The sequence below is a fragment of the Campylobacter sp. CFSAN093224 genome (assembly GCF_012897395.1).
GTDB lineage: Bacteria > Campylobacterota > Campylobacteria > Campylobacterales > Campylobacteraceae > Campylobacter_D > Campylobacter_D jejuni.
In genome coordinates, this window is record NZ_CP040607.1 from 1,564,651 (window position 1) to 1,585,268 (window position 20,618).

Here is a 20,618-nt window from a genome sequence, read left to right on the forward strand (position 1 = left end):
ATATTTAAGCGTAAATATCCAAACCACTAGAGCTAGACGCTTGTGGAGCGGAGGCTTGAGAGACACCTTCCATACCTTCGATGAGTTCATTCATCAATGCCTCGTTTGTGTCCATAGATTTTTTCAAAACTGAAGTATTAACAGCAGTCATTAAATTAACATTACCCATAGAAACATCTGAAACCATACATCCTCCTTTTAGATTGAGTCTTAAGACTTTATTTAAATCGGATGATATTTTTAAAACTTAATATTTTTTACTAAACTTTTTAAAATTTTTCAAGGGAACCAATATCTGAAATTAAAAATCATAAATTTTTTAAGATAAAATCCTATTTTAAAAATTTTTACACTATGAAACAATAAGCAAAATATAAATGATTGATGCTTTTAAAAGCGAATTAAATGGATAAAAATTTATTTCAATAAATTTAAGTTTTATCTTATTTTATACAATTTTTAATATAATCTAAAATTATAATTTTAAATGAGAAATCAGGAGCTTGCTAATGTTACTTAACACGCCTTGCAGGGGGATAATAGATACAAATTTTGAAAGCAAAAGAATTAGCATAACTTCAACTTTAAAATTTCAAGAAAAAAAGAAAAAGTAGAAGCTAAGGCTGAGAAAGAAGAAGCAAATAAAGACAATAGCAATTCTACAAACACAAATACCAATAAAAAAGATAAACTTTTGGATATATCTGCTTAGTCTAAAATATACTATAGCTATATCTCCTTAAAGAATACGCAATAAATGATTTTTTGATTTTTATTAAGCTTTTAAAACATCGAAAAAAGGAAAAATTAAAAAACATAAAAACAATATCCCAAAGTCCATAGCTTAGAAGAAGACCTTGCGATACTTAAAAACAACCCATATTAAATCACAAAAATAAAATATATTTAAATATTTATTAAAATACATTTTATAATTTAATAAAAAAATATTATCAACATAAAAGCTTATTTTTTAGTTCTATTTAAGATTTTTAGTATTATACTAGCCATTATTTATTTTGATAATAAATATTATTTTTATCAAAAATCAAGGGTAATGATAATGAAAATTTTTAAAATTATATTTTTAATTATAGGTATTTTTTTATCAAGCTCAGCTTTTGCTAGGGTAGATGATTATATTAATGAAGCAAATCTTATCAAAGATATGCTAAAACAAAGCATAGAAACTTATAAAAAGGGCGATAATCTAGGCGCCAAAAAGCTTAGCGAAGATGCGTATTTTCAACATTTTGAAAATATGGAAGGCTCAATAGGAAGAAACATAGGAAGAAAAGCTATCACTATGGAACGTAAATTTGTAAATTTGCGTCGCATGTATAAAGATGAAGCTCCTTTAACACAAATTAATGCTTTAATTGATAGTCTTTATTATGATCTTGATGAAGTAGCTCCGATTTTACAAAATGGATATCGTTTAAAAGCAGAAGCAAGCGATATAAACTATGATAAGGCTAAAGCTGAAAAATCAAGCCTAGAAGCCAATGCCAAACGCGAAGCTGATGCAGAAGCTTTAATCGCACAAATGATGGGTGTAGATAAAAAAAATTTAGCACAAAGCTCTTTAACCACCCAAGCTCCTATACCTGTAAATAATGATACAAGCAAACTTACAGATGATAATGCAAGCGCTGATTTACAAGCTGCCGCTGCAATGGACGCAAGATTGCAATTTATACTAGATAATATCTCTACCAAATTTTCACAGGCAGCTAATGCTTTTAAAGAAAAAAACTACCAAACTAGTAAAGATTTTTTAAATGATGCCTTATTTAGTGATTATCGCAATACCAAAGTAGAAATTTTAGTAAATAAATTTACCAAAGCAGGAAACGATCAAAAAATTCAACAAGCCATACGCACCCTTATACGCCAAATCAACGATGCAAAAATAGATGAAAAAGGCTTAAGAGATGGCTTAGATAACATAGAAGAACAAATTTTTGATGTTTTCTTACAAATTCCAAATTCAGAACTTTCAAGTTTGCAAATTTCAGGCTTTAATGATGAAACAAAAGGCAAAGATTATGCCAAAGTTTCTAATGATATCAAACTTGCTTTAGATGGAATTTTAAAAAATTATGATGGCTTTAGTGCTTCTATAGTAGATGATTTACAAGGAATTTATCTAGATATTTTTGAAGCAAGCGGTATGGAAAATAAAATCGGTGCTGTAGATAGCGGCTTAAAACTTAAAATAGAAAGTTTATTTTCCAAAGGCGTGGCACTGATTAAAGCAAGTGCAGATAAAAAAGAGCTTGAAGCTACTTTTAATGACTTAGAACAACTCATAGCAAGCAGTGTGGATAAAATTCAAGATTCTACTCCTTATTCGCTGTTTATATGGGCTTTAGGTATTATTTTGCGTGAAGGCTTGGAAGCTTTGATTATCGTTGTAGCCATTGTTTCTTATCTTGTGCAAAGTGGCAACAAAAATCGTTTAAATATCGCCTATAGTGCTCTTTTTACAGGAGTAATTTTAAGTTTTGTTACCGCTTTTGGAGTTTCTTGGCTATTTAAAGAAAATGCAGGACAAAGTAGAGAGCTTATAGAGGGTATTACCATGCTTATAGCCGTATTACTACTCTTTTATGTGGGCTTTTGGCTACTTTCAAACGCACAAAATAAAAAATGGACAAGCTTTATCAAACAAGGTGCTATAGATGCTATATCAAACAATAGTGCAAAAACCCTTTGGATTACCGTATTTTTAGCTGTTTATAGAGAAGGTGCAGAAACTGTGCTTTTTTATCAAGCCTTGCTTTTTGATGCTAAAACAAGCACTGATTTTGGTGCTGTTTTTGGCGGACTTGGACTTGGAATTTTAATACTTATTGTTTTATATTTTCTTTTAAAAGCAGGAGCCATTCGCATACCTGTAAAACAATTTTTCTATATCACTTCTTACATTATTTTTTACATGGTTTTTGTTTTTACAGGCAAAGGCATAGCCGAACTCATAGAAGGAAAAGTCATCATTCCTAGTCTTATACCTATGAATTTTGAACCGATTTTATGGCTTGGAATTTATCCTTACTATGAAACTTTAATCCCTCAATTTATAGTTTTAATTATGCTAATTATTGGCATTTTAATAACAAAACAAATTTCAAAAAAAGGAGTAAAATCATGATAAAAAAAGTTTTATCAGTAGTTGCTGCAGCTGCGGTTATTAGTACAAATTTATTTGCAGGCGAAGTGCCGATCGGCGATCCAAAAGAACTTAATGGCATGGAAATAGCCGCTGTTTATTTACAACCTATTGAAATGGAGCCAAGAGGTATTGATTTAGCTGCATCTTTAGCAGATATTCACCTAGAAGCTGACATTCACGCACTTAAAAACAATCCAAATGGTTTTCCAGAAGGTTTTTGGATGCCTTATTTAACTATAGCTTATGAACTTAAAAATACCGACACAGGTGCAATTAAACGTGGAACTTTGATGCCTATGGTGGCTGATGATGGTCCTCACTATGGTGCAAATATTGCTATGGAAAAAGATAAAAAAGGTGGCTTTGGCGTAGGAAATTATGAACTTACTTTTTATATCTCAAATCCAGAAAAACAAGGTTTTGGACGCCATGTTGATGAAGAAACAGGTGTGGGTAAGTGGTTTGAACCTTTTAAAGTAGATTATAAATTCAAATACACAGGCACGCCAAAATAATTTTACGCTCGGATTTTCCGAGTGTTTGAATATTTTTATTTTTATTTGAAAAATTAAAATAACAATGTTTAAAGAGTAAATTATGAGTATATATTTTGTGCATTTTCTTATCAGTGTTTTACCGCTAAGTATTTTAATGGCCTTTATCACTCCTAATAAAAAATATATTTTTAAAAGTTTTTTAGTAGTTTTTTTGGGCTTTTTATTTGGATATTTTGCTTTTTTTATCGCAGCACAATTTTTAAAAACCGAAAATTTAATCTTTAATTTTGATTTTGTTTTTATAGGTTTATTGCTAGTAAGCTTTATATTTTATTTTTGGAAAAAAATTGAAATTTTAAATTTTATTTTATTGGGAATTTTAAGTTTTTGCACCGCTTTGCATTATTATTTTTTAAGTCAAGATTTCCCTATTTTTACTAGCTCTTTAATCGATAGCGAAGGTATAAGTTCTTTAGGTTTTATTGCTTTAGCCTTGCTTGTTTGTATTTTGATTTTCTTCTTTTTAAAATGGCAAAAAAATTTTAATCAAAAAACAAGCTTTATGCTGTTTTTACTGCTTATCCTTATAGAAAGCGATAAAGCTCTAGCCAATATCTTGCTTACTTTAATGCGAAATTCCATCATAGAAACTCATGCTTTTTTGGTGAGTTTTGTAGGAAAAAGTAATTATTTTGGTGTTTTTGGAATTTATGTTTATTTAATTTTCATCACTTTTTTAGCATTCTTAAGCTTAAAAATTCGCAAAAAAAATATAAGCAAAAAACAAATTTTAGATATAAATTATCGCAAAAACGAAGCTAAAACAAATCTTATTAATCGCTATTTTTCCAGTGTTTTTATCTCCTGTGTTGTAAGTTTTTGCATTGTTTTATACTTTTTTATGGTAAGCTCTAAGCCTTTAACCATAGATGAGCCTAAAGAAATTTTACCCGATAAGAATGGCAAATTTATCTTTGATATAGCTCTTTTAAGGGACAACAAACTCCACCGCTTTGCTTATATCAGTGCTGAAGGCAAAGTGATAAGGTTTTTTCTTATCAACAAAAGAGAAGATAAGGATTCTCCTGTAGCTGTTTTTGATGCTTGTATGATTTGTGGAGATATGGGCTATATCAAAAAAGATGGACAACTCATTTGCATTTCTTGCAATGTGCGTATTTTCTTGCCAAGTGTAGGTAAAAGCGGGGGTTGCAATCCTATCCCACTCAAATACGAATACGATGGTAAAAAAATCACCATAGATGTTAAAGATGTAATAGCAGGATCTAATTATTTTAGTCAAATCAAAGAAATTGAAGTGCAAGATCCTGTATCAAAAACAAAGGTTATAAACACCCAAGCTCCTTTTTCTTATAGCTATAAAGGGGTTACTTATTATTTTTCAAATCAAAACAACTATGAAGAATTTAAAAAAGATCCTACAAAATATGTAGAAGAAAACGAAGCCCAATTTTTAATCCAAAGGAGAAATGATGTTGGCTAAAATGATTTTTAACTCTATATTTAAAAACAAAATTCAAAAATTTTTAGCCTTTCTTACTTGTTTTTTAGCCACGCTTTTGCTCTCTACTATGCTAAATATTACCCTAAGTATAGGTGATGAAGTAACTAAACAACTCAAAAGCTATGGCTCTAATATCCTTGTTTTACCCAAAGGCTCAAGCCTTAGTATAGAAATAGGTAATGAACTTTATGAACCCTTACAAAACAAAAACTACCTAGAAGAAAAAAATTTATATATGATTAAAGACATTTATTGGCGTAACAACATCACCGCACTTGCTCCTTTTTTAGAAGGTAAAATCACAATTGAAAACTCCCAGCAAAAAACACTTATTTATGGCACTTATTTTCAAAAAGCCATAAAAATTAAAGATGATGATGATTTTATCACAGGTATAAAAAGTCTTTATCCTTATTTAGCAGTGCAAGGAGAATGGGCAAAAGATGATAGCAATGAAATCATGCTAGGCGAAGACTTTGCTAAAAACAATAAACTAAAATTAGGAGATACTATCAAACTCATAGGAGAAAACAATCAAAGCAAAGAAACAAAAATCGTAGGCATTTTACTTCATGCCAATCCTAAAATGTCAAATAAAATCATCGCTCCTTTAAATTTAGCTCAAGATTTACTCAACAAACAAGGGCTTTACTCAAGTACAGAAGTAAGAGCTTTTACCATACCTGAATCAGCCCTTTCTGAAAAAGTACGTCGCATGGGCGAAGAAAAATTAGATCAGTTAGAATATGACAAATGGTATTGCTCAGCTTATGTAGGCTCAATCGCTAGTCAAATTAGCGATGGCTTGCCAGGTGCTGATGCAAAAGCTCTAAATGCTATAAGCGATGCTCAAAGCTTGGTGGTTAAAAAGATCCAATCCTTAATGGGCATTACTTGCATTATTTGTCTTATTGTTGCAAGTATTGCGATTTCAAGTCTAATGAGTTCTGAAATTCATCGTAGAAAAAAGGAAATAGGACTTTTAAAAGTACTTGGTGCTAATACTTTTCAAATTTATCTCATCTTTGCTAGTGAAAATTTAATCGTAGCTTTATTTGCTGCTTTACTTGGATTTATTTTTGGCACAGCACTTTCTCAAATCATCAGTCTTAGTATTTTTGGATATTTTATTGATATAGCCTTTGTAGCTTTACCTTTAAGCTTTATTTTTGCAGGACTTATTGCCTTACTTGGTTGCTTGCTTCCTATCAAAAATATCACACAACTTTCAGCTGCAGGAGTGCTTTATGGTAGATAAGTTTTTCCTCAATGAGCTTTTTAAAAGCATTAGCTTTTCTTATCAAAGACTTTTTATTATAGTTTTAAGTGTTTTTATAGGAGCACTTACTTGCTCAGCTTTTTTAAATATTTATTTTGATATCGACATCAAACTTTCTAAAGAATTAAAAGCTTATGGAGCAAATGTAATGATAAGTCCCAAGCAGGATGAAAATTTTATCTCCAATACTGAGTATGAAAAAATAAAAGAAAATTTAAAGGCTAGAGCTTTAACTCCTTTTTTGTATGATTTTTTAAATTTAGGCAGTACAAGCGGGGTGGTTTTAGGCACTGATTTTAGGGCTTTAAAAATCACTAAACCTTTTTTAGAAGTTAAAGAAGGAAGCTTTTCTCTAAATGATTTTGATGAAAATTCAGCCTTTTTAGGAGTTAATTTAGCCAAGCAACTAGGCCTAAAAGCAGGTAATGAACTTCAAATTTATAATCCAAACAACGGAAAAAGCATAAAACTTACCATAAAAGGCATACTTTCAAGCAATGATGAATTTGATAGCATTGTTTTAGCCCCTTTAAGCGTGGTGCAAAATTTAAGCGATAGAGCCGGTATTAACTATGCTAATGCTGTAGTTTATGGAAATTTTGATGAAGTTAAAGCCAAAACACAAGCAATCAGCAATGAATTCATCGATGCAAAACCTATATCTTCAGTATCCTTAAGTGAAGGTTTAGTGCTTGGAAAAATCAAAGCTTTAATGTTTTTAATCATACTTGTGGTATTGATCATAGTTACTACTAGCGTTAATACAACTTTAAGTTCTATTATATTTTCTCGCAAAAAAGAAATCGCACTGCGTTTAGCCTTGGGTGCGAAAAAAAGTGAAATTTTTAAACTTTTTGCTAGTGAATGCTTTATAGTAAGTTTTTTTGCTAGTTTAATCGGAGCTTTTTGTGGGATATTTTTAGCCAATGTCTTTGGTTATTTAATTTTTAATTCTAGTATTGATTTTAGATTTATAGCTGTTTTTATAGCCTTAATCATTTCTTTGATTTTTACCTTTTTGGCTGCATTTTTTCCTATAAAAAGAGCATTAAAAATCAATGTGTGTGAAAATTTGAAAGGTGAATAATGAAAAAAGAACTTATTAAAATAAACAATTTAAATAAAGAATTTGGCAAAGTTAAAGCCTTAAACAATATCAACTTAAGCGTCTATGAAGGAGAATGGCTTGCCATCATGGGTCCATCAGGAAGTGGAAAATCAACACTTTTAAACATACTATCGCTCATGGATACTCCAAGCTCTGGAGAGTATATCTTGGATAATGAAAACCTAGAGCAAATGGATGAAGAGCAAAAAATCACCTTGCGTCGTGAAAAAATAGGGCTTGTCTTTCAACAATTTCATCTTATCCCCTATCTTAACGCCTTAGAAAATGTTATGCTCTCTCAGTATTATCACTCAAGTGTAGATGAAGAAGATGCCAAAATGGTTCTTGAAAAAGTAGGACTTTCGCATAGACTCACTCATTTACCTAGCCAATTAAGTGGCGGAGAACAACAAAGAGTTTGTATAGCAAGAGCTTTAATCAACAACCCAGAGCTTTTACTCGCAGATGAACCCACAGGAAATTTAGATGAAGCCAATGAACAAATCGTTCTTCAAACCTTGCAAAAATTAAAAAATGAAGGTAAAACCATAGTTTTAATCACACACAATCCTGATTTAGCCAAATTCGCAGATCGAACCCTTATCTTACAACATGGGGTGTTAAAATGAAAAAAAGCCTTTTAATCTTAAGCATTTTGTTTTTACTCAATGCTTGTTCTTTTGAAAATTCAAAAGATACTGGAAAAGTTGGAGAAAAAAGAGCTGAAATTTCAGCTAAAGATACTTTAGGAAAAGCTGTAAAACTTGCTGATGATAATACAAGTTTAAAAGTCTTAGTCTTTTTTCAAAATGGCTGCCCTTCTTGCTTAAAAGAACTCCCTTCTTTAGATGAATTCATACAAAATCACCCCAATAAAATCAGTGTTTATGCTATAAATTCCATCGATAATGCCAATGTGGTTAAGATTTTAGCCGAACAATTTGACTTTAAAAATGTAAAAGTTTTAAAAGACGATCTTAAAATCACCAATGATCGTTACGCTGTGTTTGCAACCCCTACTACCATCATCATTAAAGATGGGATGATAAAAGATAGAATTTTAGGAGAAAAACCATGGGAATTTTTCGAATCCAAGCTTATTTCTTTGCTTTAATCATAGCTTTATTTTTTGTAGCTTGTGATAGTGGAGAAAATTTTAAAGCTTTAAATAGCGATAAAACCTATAATTTTGCCTACAATGGTTTTGAAAAAAGCCTAAAACTAAATGATAAAGCACAAAATTTTGCCTTAGTATTTTTCACAAAAGATTGCGGAGTTTGCAAAGAACAAATTCCTATTTTACAGAATTTGGCTAAAAATTATGATTTTAATATCTTTGTGGTTTTAGGCGATGCAAACGATGCAAACGATGCAAAAGCTTGGGCTGATGAAAAAGGTTTATCTAATTTAGCAATGTTTTATGAAAAAAGAGCAGCTAAATACCTTTCAAGTGCCATTGGGGAAATATATGGAGTACCTGTGCTTAGTTTTTTCAAAGAAGGAAAAATGGATGAAAAATTCATAGGCTTAACTCCTTATAGCATACTTGAAAAAGAAATCAAAAAAGTAAAAAGCTAAAAATTTACTTTAAAGCTTTTTATCCCCTATAAAATATCCATAAAGCTCATAGCTTCCATCTTTTTTCATCAAAATTACAGGATATTTTTCACTATAACCTTGTTCCATTCCTGGACTTCCTTGCGGCATGCCAGGAGCTGAAATTCCTATAACATCTTTAGGTTTGTTTTCAAGCAACCATGCTATAGCACTTTCAGGAACATGCCCTTCAATAGCATAGCCTTCAATCACACCTGTATGGCAACTTTGATACTCATCTTTTATACCCATTTTTTCTTTGATTTTAAGAAAATCATTGGTTTTATGAACACTAACCTCATAACCCTTAGCTTTCATATAATCAGCCCAAAGATCACAACAGCCACAAGTAGGACTTTCATAAATTTGTATTTCCTTAGCCTGCGTAAGAGTGAGTAAAAAAAGAATGGTTAAAATTGTTTTTTTCATAATTGCTATCCTAAGTAAAAAATATATAATAATACTTTTATAAAGTTAATATCATCACATTTTTAACACTAAAAATGAATTTACAAAAATTTAATCAAGAAAAGACTTTTAATGAGTGTTGATTTTGTCTTTGCAGCAAAGATATAAAAGATAAAACGATTTAAAAAACTAGAAATTTTTAACTTAAAAAGCTTAAAATTTAGATATATTTTATACTTACTATGTTTTTTCATAGTATGTTCTAATGGTGGATTTCCGCCAAGAGTGAAAACTCAAGGCGGATTTTTATTTGCAATATTTACTTAATAGAATAATTATGATCAGCTGTGCCTCCACATAAATACCCCTTCTTATCAAAACTTGCAATTTCGCAAGAAAGAGTAGATAATCTAGCTCTTTTACCATCACTAGTTAATATAAGAACTTGTTTATAATAAACATAATTGCTTTTATCTGAATATTCTTTTTGTATTATAGCTTGAGTTGAATTATAAGTTCTTGGATCAACTTTTGCAACAATATCTGCTTCATAAAAAGTTGCCTTTTTAAAAAGTGGCTCAGTTAAAGTTGATTTTATACTCTCTTGGAAATATTTGTTTTGCATTTCGCTTGCTGAAACTGGAACTAAATCTTTTTTATTGATAACTATCAAATCTGCAAATGCTGACACATTTAAAGCAACTAAAACTGCTAAAACTAAACCTAATTTTTTCATTTTATCTCCTTGAATTGAATTTTGTATATTTGAATTATTTTTCAAATCTTTTGCAAGATAATTTTTAAATTTATCTAAATTAAATTTGCATTTTATCTAACAATCATAAGAAATTTTAAAATGAAATAAAAATTTATGAGAAATCAACTCTTATTTGAAAATGATAAAAGTAAGTGGTGCGGATGAAAGGACTTGAACCTTCACGCATTGCTGCACCAGATCCTAAGTCTGGCGTGTCTGCCAATTTCACCACATCCGCAAAGTGGTACGCCCAAGAGGATTCGAACCTCTGACCTACGGCTTAGAAGGCCGTTGCTCTATCCAGCTGAGCTATGAACGCATATAAAATCTTGGTGGTGCGCCCGATAGGAATCGAACCCATAACCTACAGATCCGAAGTCTGTCGCTCTATCCAGTTGAGCTACGAGCGCTAGTGGGGTGAGTGATGGGAATTGAACCCACGACCCTCAGGACCACAATCTGATGCTCTAACCGACTGAGCTACACTCACCATTTTGTATAAATTTATAAAAAATGGTCGGGGTGAAAGGATTCGAACCTTCGGCCCCTTGGTCCCAAACCAAGTGCGCTAACCAGACTGCGCTACACCCCGAATAAATAAAAGGAAATATTTTATCACAAAATAATTTTAAAGTCAAGGATTTTCATCTCTTATTCTTAAAAACACCGGAAAGCGAGGTAAGGAATTTTTGGTCAATCCATTAAATTTATAAGTCACAATACTACCAATTTTTGGAGGATTTTTTCTATCTTCATCTTTTAAACCACTGCCTATTTTAATGATTTGTCCATTAGGCATTTTACAAAGTAAGGCACCTACTTGATTTTCAAATTTACCCTTGCCCTTGCGAAATCCTACTAACTCACACTCTGCATCATCATAGGGTTTTAATTTCATAGCATTTTTACTTCTGCCTTTTTCATAAGGACTTAAATTTTTTCGTATGACAATACCTTCACCTTGATTTTTTATAATGCTTTCGTAAAATTGATTTAAATTATTTTGATTTTCAACTGGAATTTGAGGAATAATTTTTATATAGGCACTAGGATATTTTTGCAAATACTCTTCTAAAACAGCCAAACGATTTTTAAGAGTGCAAGTAGAAATTTGAAATTCTTCGCAAGCATTTGGTACATCAAAAATATTATAAGTTACTTCCTTCCATAAGGTCAAATTACTATCGCCACTACGAATTAAAGCTGAAATTTCATCAAATTTATTTCTTGCTAGCCAAAGCTCACCATCAATAGCAAAAGGAGGGAAATTTTTTGTAAAAAAGTCAGGAGTTTTTATTTTGTAATTTTGGCGAGTTTTTAGATATTTCCCATCCCAAATTCCACGCACTCCATCAAGTTTTTCGCTCATCAAATAAGCATTAAAATCTTTAGAGTTAAAATCTTGCTTATCGAATTTGCTAAGAAGTAAAATTTCATTAGCAAAAACTAAACAAGCACAACATATTAAAAAAACAAACCTCATCAAAGCAGATTAATCATATATCCAGTTGCATCTTTTTGAATACTATAATTATAAGTTCCATCAAGATATATTACAAGTCGATAATATCCTTTATGAGATCCAAAGTCTATGCGTTTAAAAATAGAATTGCTAAGGCGTATGTTTTTTGTAGGGCTAATCATTTTAGATCTAAAATCTATAACGATTTTACTTGGATTTCCTACTGAAAAATCTGTAATCATTTCATCACTAGTGTTAAGTTTTATTTTATTTTTATAAACCGCATAAGAAATAAAATCATAAATCTTTGCAACCTGTAAAGGTATTTCAACATTGGCTGTTGAGTTTGATTCTTGTTTAGAGCTATTTTTTTCAGGTATAGTAACTGAAACATCAAGTACTTTTGAAGGATCAGGGCTTTTAAATCTTGATATAGTATAAGTATCGTGCCAATCAATACTTTTATTGACATCTAAATCGATCTTATCTTCACTTCCGTCTAAATTGATATAATTAAAAGTGATGCTTTTTAAAATTCTTGCACTAGAATTAAATTTAACTTCCTCTTTTTGAAATTCAGGTGGAGCAACCAAGGTTATATTTTGATCTGTCTTGAAAGGATTTTCATCAGCATATAAAAGAGAGGTAAAAATAAAAAATATTGCCAAAATTCTAGTTTTCATTTGGGTATAATCCTTTTAATTCAAAATAATCTTTTTGTGCTTTAGCATTTTGTTCTTTGAGCAAAATAATCTTTTTATTAAGCTCTTCTTTGGTATTTTCTAAGCTTAATAAAGTATCTAAAGAATACTGCCCAAAAAACATATTGCCAAAATAAATCGCTCCAATTACAACAAGAAAAGCCCAAAAAATCATTTTTATAACATGGGTATAAAAACTTTTTTTTCTTGTGCTTTCGTCGTATTCTTTAAGTAAATCGCTCAGAGCTTTTCTCCTAAGTATTCATCGCTTTCAAGTTCAATTTCAAGCAAGCGATTGTATTTTGCGGTTCTTTCACCTCTTGCTAGAGCTCCTGTTTTGATTTGTCCTGTATTTAAAGCCACAGCAAAATCCGCTATAAAAGCATCTTCACTTTCGCCGCTTCTATGACTCATCACACATTTATAGTTATTTCTTTGCGCTAAACGCACAGTTCTCATAGTTTGGGTAATAGTTCCGATTTGATTTGGTTTAATAAGCACAGCATTTGCCATTTTTTTGATGATGCCTTCTCTTAAAATATCTTCATTAGTTACAAACAAATCATCGCCTACAAGCTGAATTTTATTGCCCAATTTTTCAGTAAGCTTAATCCAACCTTCAAAGTCATTTTCAGCTAAGCCATCTTCGATACTGCAAATTGGATATTTTGCACAAAGTTCTACATAGCGTTCGATCAAATCCTCGCTTGAAAAAGCCTTGCCTTCCATGTGATATTTGCCATCTTTGAAAAATTCTGTACTTGCCACATCAAGAGCGATTTTTACACGATTTTCATAACCTGCTTTTTTGATACAAGTCATTAAAAGATCGATAGGTTCTGTGTTGTTAGCTAAATTTGGAGCAAAACCGCCTTCATCACCTAAAGCCGTAGAATGTCCAGAATTTGCGAGTTCTTTTTTTAATATCGCATAAATTTCACAAACTGAACGCAAAGCTTCTTTAAAGCTAGTAAAACCAAAAGGCATGATCATAAATTCTTGAAAATCTACATTGTTGTTTGCATGAGCACCGCCATTTATGATATTACACATTGGCACGGGTAAAATGCTCGCATTTGCACCACCTAAGTAGCGATATAAAGGCATTCCCAAAGCAGCTGCAGCCGCACGAGCTGTTGCCATAGATACGCCTAAAGTCGCATTTGCACCTAAATTTGAGTAATTATTTGTTCCATCGAGCTCACGCAAAGTATCATCAAGTTGAGTTTGATTAAAAGCATCTAGTCCTAAAATTTCATCTGCAATGGTCTCATTGACATTTGCAACAGCTTTTAAAACGCCTTTTCCGCCAAATCTTTCATCATTATCACGCAATTCTAAGGCTTCTTTTGAACCTGTACTTGCACCACTTGGAACTATGGCCGCACCTACACTTCCATCGCTTAGCGTAACTTCGGCTTTTACGGTTGGATTTCCTCTACTATCAAGAACTTCATAGGCTCTAACATCTTCAATTACTAACATTATTCTTCTCCTTCGTCATCTTCGCTACCGCTGATCATACCTTCTATTCCCATAGAATTTTGAATTGCTTTTGTGATTTCATCTGCAATTTCAGGGTTTTCTTTTAAGAAAGCTTTTGAATTTTCTCTACCTTGTCCAAGTTTTTTATCTTTATAAGAAAACCACGCACCACTTTTATCTACGATATCAAGTTTTACACCATAATCGATCAATTCACCTTCACGGCTTAAACCCTCTCCAAACATCACATCAAATTCAGCTTGTCTGAATGGAGGAGCAACTTTATTTTTAACTACTTTTACTTTAACGCGGTTTCCTATAGGTTCTTCGTTTTGTTTTAAGGTTGCTACTTTTCTAACATCTAAACGCACAGAAGCATAGAATTTTAATGCATTTCCACCTGTTGTAGTTTCAGGAGTACCATAACCCATAGCACCGATTTTCATACGAATTTGGTTGATAAAAATTACTGTGGTATTCATTTTATGAACTATACCTGTAAGTTTTCTTAGAGCTTGAGACATAAGTCTTGCTTGAAGTCCTACATGTTGATCGCCCATATCGCCTTCAATTTCTGCTTTTGGAGTAAGTGCTGCAACGCTATCTACTACGATAAGATCTACTGCGCCACTTCTTGCTATAGTTTCTACAATTTCTAAGGCTTGTTCTCCAAAATCAGGCTGAGAAACATACAAATCATCTGTATTTACACCCAAATTTTTAGCATATTTTACATCAAGCGCATGTTCTGCATCGATAAAAGCACAAACTCCACCTGCTTTTTGGCATTCTGCGATAATATGTAAAGTTAGAGTGGTTTTACCTGAACTTTCAGGTCCATAAATTTCTATAATTCTTCCTTTTGGAACACCGCCTATACCTAAAGCAAGATCAAGCCCAACTGAACCTGTGCCTATGCTATCGATTTGCTCGACTTCTTTATCCCCTAGTCTTAAAATAGTGCCTTTTCCAAAGGTTTTATCTAAACTTTTTAGGGCAGCGTCTAGAGATTTTCTTTTATTATCATCCATAACTTTCCTTAAAAATTCTAAATTTTTAGTTAGAATTCTAACAAAATAAAATTAAATAATGATTTATTTTGCTAGAATTAAAGCAAAGATTTAAAGGAAGCATAGATGAAAAAAATTACTATTGCACATTCTCCTGATGCTGATGATATTTTTATGTATATGGCAATTAAATTTGGGTGGATAGGGAATGATTTTGCTTATGAAAATACAGCTTTAGATATACAAACTTTAAATGAATTTGCCTTGAAAAATGAATTTGATGCTACGGCTATTTCTTTTGGGCTTTATCCTTTAATCGCTTCTGAGTATGCACTTTTACGCACAGCAGTGAGTTTTGGTGAAGGTTATGGGCCAAAACTCATCAAGAAAAAAGACACGCATTTAAAAAGAAATTTTAAAGTCGCTTTGAGTGGAGCAAATACCACCAATGCTTTGATTTTTCGCATGAAATATCCTGAAGCAAGAATTATTTATAAGAATTTTTTAGACATTGAAAATGCGGTTTTAAGTGGCGAAGTAGATGCGGGGGTTTTGATCCATGAAAGCATTTTAGATTTTGATCAAAGTCTTTACGTGGAAGCAGAACTTTGGGATATATGGCTTGAATTTGCTAAAGAAAATTTGCCTTTGCCTTTAGGTGGAATGGCTTTGCGTCGTTCTTTACCTTTAAGCGACGCGATTAAGATCGAAAGAGATTTAACCAATGCTGTAAAAATTGCCGATGCAAATCGTAAAATTTTAGCCCCTATGCTTATGGAAAGAAAACTTATCCGTGTTGATGAAGAAAAACTTGATACTTATCTTAATTTATATGCCAATAAAAACTCTATTAGCATGAATCAAACTCAACTTTTAGCTGTAGATACGCTTTTTAAACTAGGATATGATTATAAATTTTATGATAAAATCATACATGTAAATGATTTTCTTATCCCTAGCGAATACGAAGAAGCTAGAAATTCTTAAAAAGGATAAAAATGGATGAAAGTACCTTAGTTGCTCTTGGAGTGCAAACCTTTAAAATCACACTTTTACTTTCCTTGCCTATGCTTTTAGCAGGACTTATTGCAGGGCTTGTGATCAGTATTTTTCAAGCAACTACACAGATTAACGAAATGACACTTTCTTTTGTTCCTAAAATCATCTTGGTTGTAGTTATTTTAATCTTTTTAATGCCTTGGATGACTACAACTATGATTGATTTTACTGAGAATATACTAAATCAAATTCCAACTTTTATCAAATGATCATTGATTTTAAAAAATACTCTTCTGTGCGTATAGGAAATGAATTTGAAGTTTTAGTTTTGGATCAAATTTGTGATTTTGATGGTTTTTTAATAGGCGGCGCAAATAACCTTTTAGTTAGCCCAAAACCTAAAAATATAGGAATTTTAGGAGATAGTTTTGATTTTATACAAATTTTAGATCAAAATAAAGATTTTATACATCTTCGCATAGGCTGCAAAACAAAATCAAGCAAAATGTATCGCTTTGCCAAAGAAAACAATCTTAAGGGTTTTGAGTATTTAAGCAAAATTCCTGGCACACTTGGTGGTCTTTTGAAAATGAATGCAGGGCTTAAAGGAGAGTGTATCAGTCAAAATTTAATCAAAATTGCTACTTCTGAAGGCGAAATTCTAAGAGCAAATATAAATTTTGATTATCGTTTTTGTCCTTTAAATACGCATTTTTTTTGGGCTGAATTTAAACTAAACTTTGGCTTTGATACCCTTAAAGATGAAGCTTTAAAAAATGCAAGAAGCAACCAACCTAGTGGAGCAAGCTTTGGCTCTATCTTTAAAAATCCGAAAAACGACTTTGCAGGACGTTTAATCGAAGCTGTAGGACTTAAAGGATTTAGCAAGGGAGATGCTATGTTAAGCGATAAACACGCAAATTTTTTAATCAATAAAAAAAATGCAAGTTTTGAAGATGCGTTTTTTCTTATCGAATTGGCTAGAAAAAAAGTCTTTGAAGAATTTGGCACAAACTTAGAAAATGAAGTGATTATAATCTAAACACACAAAACAATAAAAGTCTAAAAAATTTACTCTTAATCTAACTTTAAATAAAATACAAATTCAAACCATAATAGTTTTATAATAAGTATTTAATAATAATTTAAGTATAATTATTATATAGTCTTCACTATTTTCATATTACAGTTTTATATTATTTTTAAATATAAACAAGAAAATATAAATATAAAAGGAAAGGGAATATTTATGAATAAAACTGCATTAACTAAAACATACACAAAAGATATACAAAATTCCTGTTTAAATTCTAAAAAGATAGTTTTATCTTTAGCTGCTATTTCTTTTTCGGCAAGTTGTACTCATGCTACACTTACTCCTGAAATAGAAACTTACGAAGAGGCAACAAATAGACATACTAAAGCTAGGTCAAGTGTTCGTTCTAAAAGTTCGAATAATGAGACTATAAATAATTCACAAACTTTAACTAAAACTGTAAGTAACACCGGCAATACTCTAGTTATAGAAAGTAGTGGAACTATTACTATTTCTAATGGTAGCCAACAAGCAGTAAACTTTCAACCAAATTCTTCAACTTCTACCTTTTTAAATAAAGGAACTCTTATAGGTGGAAACAATGCTGCTAGTGTTCAACTAGGAGCAAATGGAAATAACGGTGTTACCATAGAAACCTTTAATAATCAAGGCATCATAGGCAATGGTTCTTCTAAATTTGGAGTAACAGTTTGGGGAAATTCTAATAATAAATCTACTATTAATAATTTTACCAATAGTGGAACTATTCATTCAAATGCCGGTGAAAGTATTTATTTTGGTAACGCCAATATATCAAGTTTTGTTAATAGTGGGATTATTAAGAGTAAACAAGACACAGGAGTAAATATATCTCAAGGAACAAGTATAGGGAATTTTAACAATACCGGAACTATTGAAGGCAAGAAAATGGGTGTAAATGTTCGTTCAACAATAAATACCTTCGTCAATGACGGTTTAATTGCTGCAACGAACGATGGAATACAGATAAATGCTAATGTAAAAACATTAAAAAATACGGGAACCATAAAAGGACATGCTATATCTATAAGATTAAATGGAACTATAGACCAATTGATCAATGAAGGCATTGTGGATGGTGAAAGTGCTGGTATTTACATGAGCAGAGGTCGTGTTAAAACTCTTACAAATAAAGGTACCATTAATCAAAACAATTCGGCAACTTGGGCTGCTGGTATAAAACTCGAAAATGGTAGTACTATAGAAAATATCATCAACACAGGAACTGTCAATTCTAATAGTTTTGGAATAGCTGTAACTTATGGTAAATTTGGAACACTTACCATAAAAGATGGAGGTATGGTTTATGGAAAATACGAGGGAATAGGAGTGGGTCAATGGCAAACTCTAGGAGATTTATATATAGATGGAAGTTCAAGTAATGGCACAGTAAGTGGAATTTATAGTGATCAACGTGGAATTTCATTAGATGCTAACTCACGAACTCAAAAAATAGAACTTAAAAATGGCGGCATTATAAAAGGTAAGGTCCATGGTATAAGATTGGATAATGGTGCCTCTTTAAGTGGAGAAATGATTTTATCTGGCGAAGGTTCTAGGGTAGAAGGTGGAAGTGGTGCTGGTATATTGAATCGAAGTGGAAAAATAACAGGCTCTATAACCATAAAAGATGGAGCAACTGTTACGGCTACTTCGAATCGAGCCATAGTTAACCATCGCTCAGGAAGTATAACAGGTGGTATTACTGTTAGTGGGAAAAACACTAAACTTCAAGGAAATATAATCAATATGGGTAATGCTTCTATAGGTAGTGATATCAAGATAGAAGATGGAGCTAAGGTAGAAGGTGGTCTTGTTAATCAAGATAATGGAGCTATTTCTGGTTCAATTACTGTAGATAAAAATAGTAAACTTGATTCTATCACTAACACTTCTACATCATCTACAGGTATAAGTGGTTCTATTACTAACAATAGTGATAATAAACTTGAAATTTCTAATGGAGAAGGTGCTACTATAGGTGGAGGTATTACAAATAATGGTAATGCTGATTTAGTTATTTCCAATCAAGGCTCAGTAGGTAAAGATAGCAATGGTAATACAGTAACTAACAATGGTAGTGGTAGTGTTGGAATCAAAGATTGGCTTGTTTCTACAGATAAAAACACAGGTAAATTAAACACTGTGGTTATAGGTGGAAGTGGTAAAGATAATGTAAAAGTAGAAAACATCACCGTAGATCAAAGCAATGTTGATCTTGAAGAGCTAAACGATATAAATAACATCATCTCAGGTGTTAATCAAAACAATATTGGCAATATAGGAACCAATGGAAGTGGAGAAATATCTTTAAGCTTTGATCCAATAACAGGAAAGCTTACTACAGATTTTAATCTTAATGCTTCCATATCAGGTGCAACCTTTAGATCTTTAATCTCTACTACTTCAAGAAGATCAACCTTTATAGATAATGTTATGGGTAATTCTATGCAAAGCTTTGCTTTAGCTTCTTCAAGTAAATCTCAAAGCATCGCTATGTCTGAAAAGGGTAATTTATATGCAGATGCAAGTGATTATATAAAGAGTGATTTAAATAATGGAAGCTATGGTTCTAATAAAGAACATTCTTTATTCATCCTTCCTTATACTTCTTCACAGAATGTTGAACTTTCTTTAAATGAAGAAAGTAAAGGACACACTAAAGGAACCATTATAGGTTATTCTACTTTAAAAGACAGTGGAATATATGGTGTGTATGCAGGTTATGAAGATACAAAAATGGGTTCAACTTATTTTGATATTAATAATAGAACCTATTATGCAGGTTTAAAATACTTTAATACCTTATTTACTACAGAAAAAGGTCAAGAAGTTTATATCAAAGCTCAAGGTAAAGCTGCTTTGATTAAAAATGATTTAACTGAAAAAATAGGAAATAATGAAGCTAAAGCTGAACCTAATTCTTATGCTTATGGAGTCAATACAGCCTTAGGTATGAATTTTATTTCTAATAAAGATATATTCTCTCCTGAAATAGGTCTTGCTTATGAAGGAGGTTATACTGAAGCTTTTTCTATGAAAGACACCATAGGACAAGCAACAGTTAAAGGTGGAGAAAGAACCTATGCAAACTATTTAAATCTTTTCTCTACTAAAACAAGTCTTACTTGGTTTAGAGATTGGTTGCCTAATTTAAAAACTTCAGTAGAACTTGGAGCTAAGTTTAATATCAATCCTAAAGTAGAAGCTGAGGCTAGATTTGGTAATATAAAAGTAAGTGATGAGTTTGATTTACCAAGAGTACAAAAATTTGTAAGCACTTCTTTTATCATTCCTGTTAATGAAGCTTTCCATTTTAGTTTAAGCTATAATGGAATGTTTGATAAAGATGGCAATACCCATACAGGATTTGCTCAGTTTAATTATCTTTGGTAATCTTATAAAAGATAATATTTAGTTTAATTAGTTTACTCTCCTACTTGTTAAAAATTTCATCCTGATAATTTTAAAATTATTAGGATGGATGTTTTTATTGTATTTATTTTTGTTTTATTATTTAATTTTATAAAAATATAATTAT

The 20,618-nt window shown here is 31.4% G+C and carries 20 protein-coding genes, 5 tRNA genes and 1 pseudogene; 13 read left to right on the forward strand and 13 right to left on the reverse strand.

Annotation, left to right across the window (positions count from 1 at the left end):
- Positions 1-4: 4 nt before the first annotated feature.
- Positions 5-187, reverse strand: a complete 183-nt coding sequence (locus tag FBF11_RS08000; RefSeq protein WP_002787583.1) for a YjfB family protein — start codon at positions 185-187, stop codon at positions 5-7.
- A gap of 322 nt (positions 188-509) precedes the next feature.
- On the opposite strand from FBF11_RS08000, the pseudogene FBF11_RS08550 reads away from it, so the two are divergent.
- From FBF11_RS08550 to traF, 9 genes and pseudogenes are all read left to right on the forward strand, one after another.
- Positions 510-712 (forward strand): annotated as a pseudogene (locus FBF11_RS08550) (hypothetical protein).
- A 351-nt stretch (positions 713-1,063) separates the two neighbouring features.
- Positions 1,064-3,154, forward strand: coding sequence for an FTR1 family protein (locus tag FBF11_RS08010; protein ID WP_057096981.1), 2,091 nt, complete (start codon positions 1,064-1,066; stop codon positions 3,152-3,154).
- Positions 3,151-3,690: an iron transporter gene (locus FBF11_RS08015; protein ID WP_002778842.1), complete on the forward strand. Its 540-nt coding sequence runs from the start codon at positions 3,151-3,153 to the stop codon at positions 3,688-3,690. Before FBF11_RS08010 ends, FBF11_RS08015 begins: the two co-directional genes overlap by 4 nt.
- Positions 3,691-3,772: 82 nt before the next feature.
- Positions 3,773-5,176 carry a Fe-S-containing protein gene (locus FBF11_RS08020; RefSeq protein ID WP_002873243.1) on the forward strand — a complete coding sequence of 468 codons (1,404 nt, stop codon included), beginning with the start codon at positions 3,773-3,775 and terminating at the stop codon, positions 5,174-5,176.
- On the forward strand, positions 5,163-6,455 hold the full coding sequence (locus tag FBF11_RS08025; RefSeq protein ID WP_079463152.1) for an ABC transporter permease: 1,293 nt from the start codon (positions 5,163-5,165) through the stop codon (positions 6,453-6,455). The genes FBF11_RS08020 and FBF11_RS08025 overlap by 14 nt, the downstream gene beginning before the upstream one ends.
- Entirely contained in the window at positions 6,445-7,563 is a 1,119-nt protein-coding gene (locus FBF11_RS08030; protein ID WP_052799406.1) for an FtsX-like permease family protein, read from the forward strand. The genes FBF11_RS08025 and FBF11_RS08030 overlap by 11 nt, the downstream gene beginning before the upstream one ends.
- Positions 7,560-8,213, forward strand: a complete 654-nt coding sequence (locus FBF11_RS08035; RefSeq protein ID WP_002860103.1) for an ABC transporter ATP-binding protein — start codon at positions 7,560-7,562, stop codon at positions 8,211-8,213. Before FBF11_RS08030 ends, FBF11_RS08035 begins: the two co-directional genes overlap by 4 nt.
- The gene (locus FBF11_RS08040; protein ID WP_057096979.1) at positions 8,210-8,698 is read left to right on the forward strand and encodes a TlpA disulfide reductase family protein; all 489 of its coding nucleotides are present in this window, start codon (positions 8,210-8,212) and stop codon (positions 8,696-8,698) included. The genes FBF11_RS08035 and FBF11_RS08040 overlap by 4 nt, the downstream gene beginning before the upstream one ends.
- A complete protein-coding gene (traF, locus tag FBF11_RS08045; protein ID WP_002851157.1) occupies positions 8,659-9,162 on the forward strand; it encodes a conjugal transfer protein TraF in 504 nt (167 codons plus the stop codon). The genes FBF11_RS08040 and traF overlap by 40 nt, the downstream gene beginning before the upstream one ends.
- A 9-nt stretch (positions 9,163-9,171) precedes the next feature.
- Here traF and FBF11_RS08050 read toward each other — a convergent pair whose 3' ends face one another.
- From FBF11_RS08050 to recA, 12 genes are all read right to left on the reverse strand, one after another.
- Positions 9,172-9,609, reverse strand: coding sequence for a DUF411 domain-containing protein (locus FBF11_RS08050; protein WP_002851451.1), 438 nt, complete (start codon positions 9,607-9,609; stop codon positions 9,172-9,174).
- Positions 9,610-9,907: 298 nt separating this feature from the next.
- The gene (locus FBF11_RS08055; protein WP_002851144.1) at positions 9,908-10,324 is read right to left on the reverse strand and encodes a hypothetical protein; all 417 of its coding nucleotides are present in this window, start codon (positions 10,322-10,324) and stop codon (positions 9,908-9,910) included.
- Positions 10,325-10,498: 174 nt separating this feature from the next.
- Positions 10,499-10,583 (reverse strand) — tRNA-Leu (locus FBF11_RS08060).
- A 4-nt stretch (positions 10,584-10,587) separates the two neighbouring features.
- A tRNA-Arg gene (locus FBF11_RS08065) sits at positions 10,588-10,664 on the reverse strand.
- A 14-nt stretch (positions 10,665-10,678) separates the two neighbouring features.
- Positions 10,679-10,755, reverse strand: a tRNA-Arg gene (locus FBF11_RS08070).
- Positions 10,756-10,758: 3 nt separating this feature from the next.
- Positions 10,759-10,835: transfer RNA gene (locus FBF11_RS08075), tRNA-His, on the reverse strand.
- Positions 10,836-10,859: 24 nt separating this feature from the next.
- Positions 10,860-10,937, reverse strand: a tRNA-Pro gene (locus FBF11_RS08080).
- Positions 10,938-10,979: 42 nt separating this feature from the next.
- Positions 10,980-11,828 carry a DNA ligase gene (locus FBF11_RS08085; protein ID WP_002888836.1) on the reverse strand — a complete coding sequence of 283 codons (849 nt, stop codon included), beginning with the start codon at positions 11,826-11,828 and terminating at the stop codon, positions 10,980-10,982.
- Positions 11,828-12,490 carry a glycoprotein CgpA gene (cgpA, locus tag FBF11_RS08090; RefSeq protein WP_002867529.1) on the reverse strand — a complete coding sequence of 221 codons (663 nt, stop codon included), beginning with the start codon at positions 12,488-12,490 and terminating at the stop codon, positions 11,828-11,830. Before cgpA ends, FBF11_RS08085 begins: the two co-directional genes overlap by 1 nt.
- Positions 12,480-12,683 carry a hypothetical protein gene (locus tag FBF11_RS08095; protein WP_002839177.1) on the reverse strand — a complete coding sequence of 68 codons (204 nt, stop codon included), beginning with the start codon at positions 12,681-12,683 and terminating at the stop codon, positions 12,480-12,482. The genes cgpA and FBF11_RS08095 overlap by 11 nt, the downstream gene beginning before the upstream one ends.
- A 65-nt stretch (positions 12,684-12,748) precedes the next feature.
- Positions 12,749-13,993, reverse strand: a complete 1,245-nt coding sequence (gene eno, locus FBF11_RS08100; protein WP_002856489.1) for a phosphopyruvate hydratase — start codon at positions 13,991-13,993, stop codon at positions 12,749-12,751.
- A complete protein-coding gene (gene recA / locus FBF11_RS08105) occupies positions 13,993-15,024 on the reverse strand; it encodes a recombinase RecA (protein WP_002851424.1) in 1,032 nt (343 codons plus the stop codon). Before recA ends, eno begins: the two co-directional genes overlap by 1 nt.
- 105 nt (positions 15,025-15,129) lie before the next feature.
- Between recA and FBF11_RS08110 the strand changes: the two genes are divergently transcribed.
- From FBF11_RS08110 to FBF11_RS08125, 4 genes are all read left to right on the forward strand, one after another.
- On the forward strand, positions 15,130-15,990 hold the full coding sequence (locus FBF11_RS08110) for a menaquinone biosynthesis family protein (protein WP_002858996.1): 861 nt from the start codon (positions 15,130-15,132) through the stop codon (positions 15,988-15,990).
- Between the two features lie 11 nt (positions 15,991-16,001).
- Positions 16,002-16,271, forward strand: a complete 270-nt coding sequence (gene fliQ / locus FBF11_RS08115) for a flagellar biosynthesis protein FliQ (protein ID WP_002851290.1) — start codon at positions 16,002-16,004, stop codon at positions 16,269-16,271.
- Positions 16,268-17,044: a UDP-N-acetylmuramate dehydrogenase gene (locus FBF11_RS08120; RefSeq protein WP_002874559.1), complete on the forward strand. Its 777-nt coding sequence runs from the start codon at positions 16,268-16,270 to the stop codon at positions 17,042-17,044. Before fliQ ends, FBF11_RS08120 begins: the two co-directional genes overlap by 4 nt.
- Before the next feature lie 207 nt (positions 17,045-17,251).
- Positions 17,252-20,473 (forward strand): autotransporter outer membrane beta-barrel domain-containing protein, encoded by a 3,222-nt coding sequence (locus tag FBF11_RS08125; RefSeq protein WP_168977453.1) that lies wholly within the window; start codon positions 17,252-17,254, stop codon positions 20,471-20,473.
- Positions 20,474-20,618: the final 145 nt, after the last annotated feature.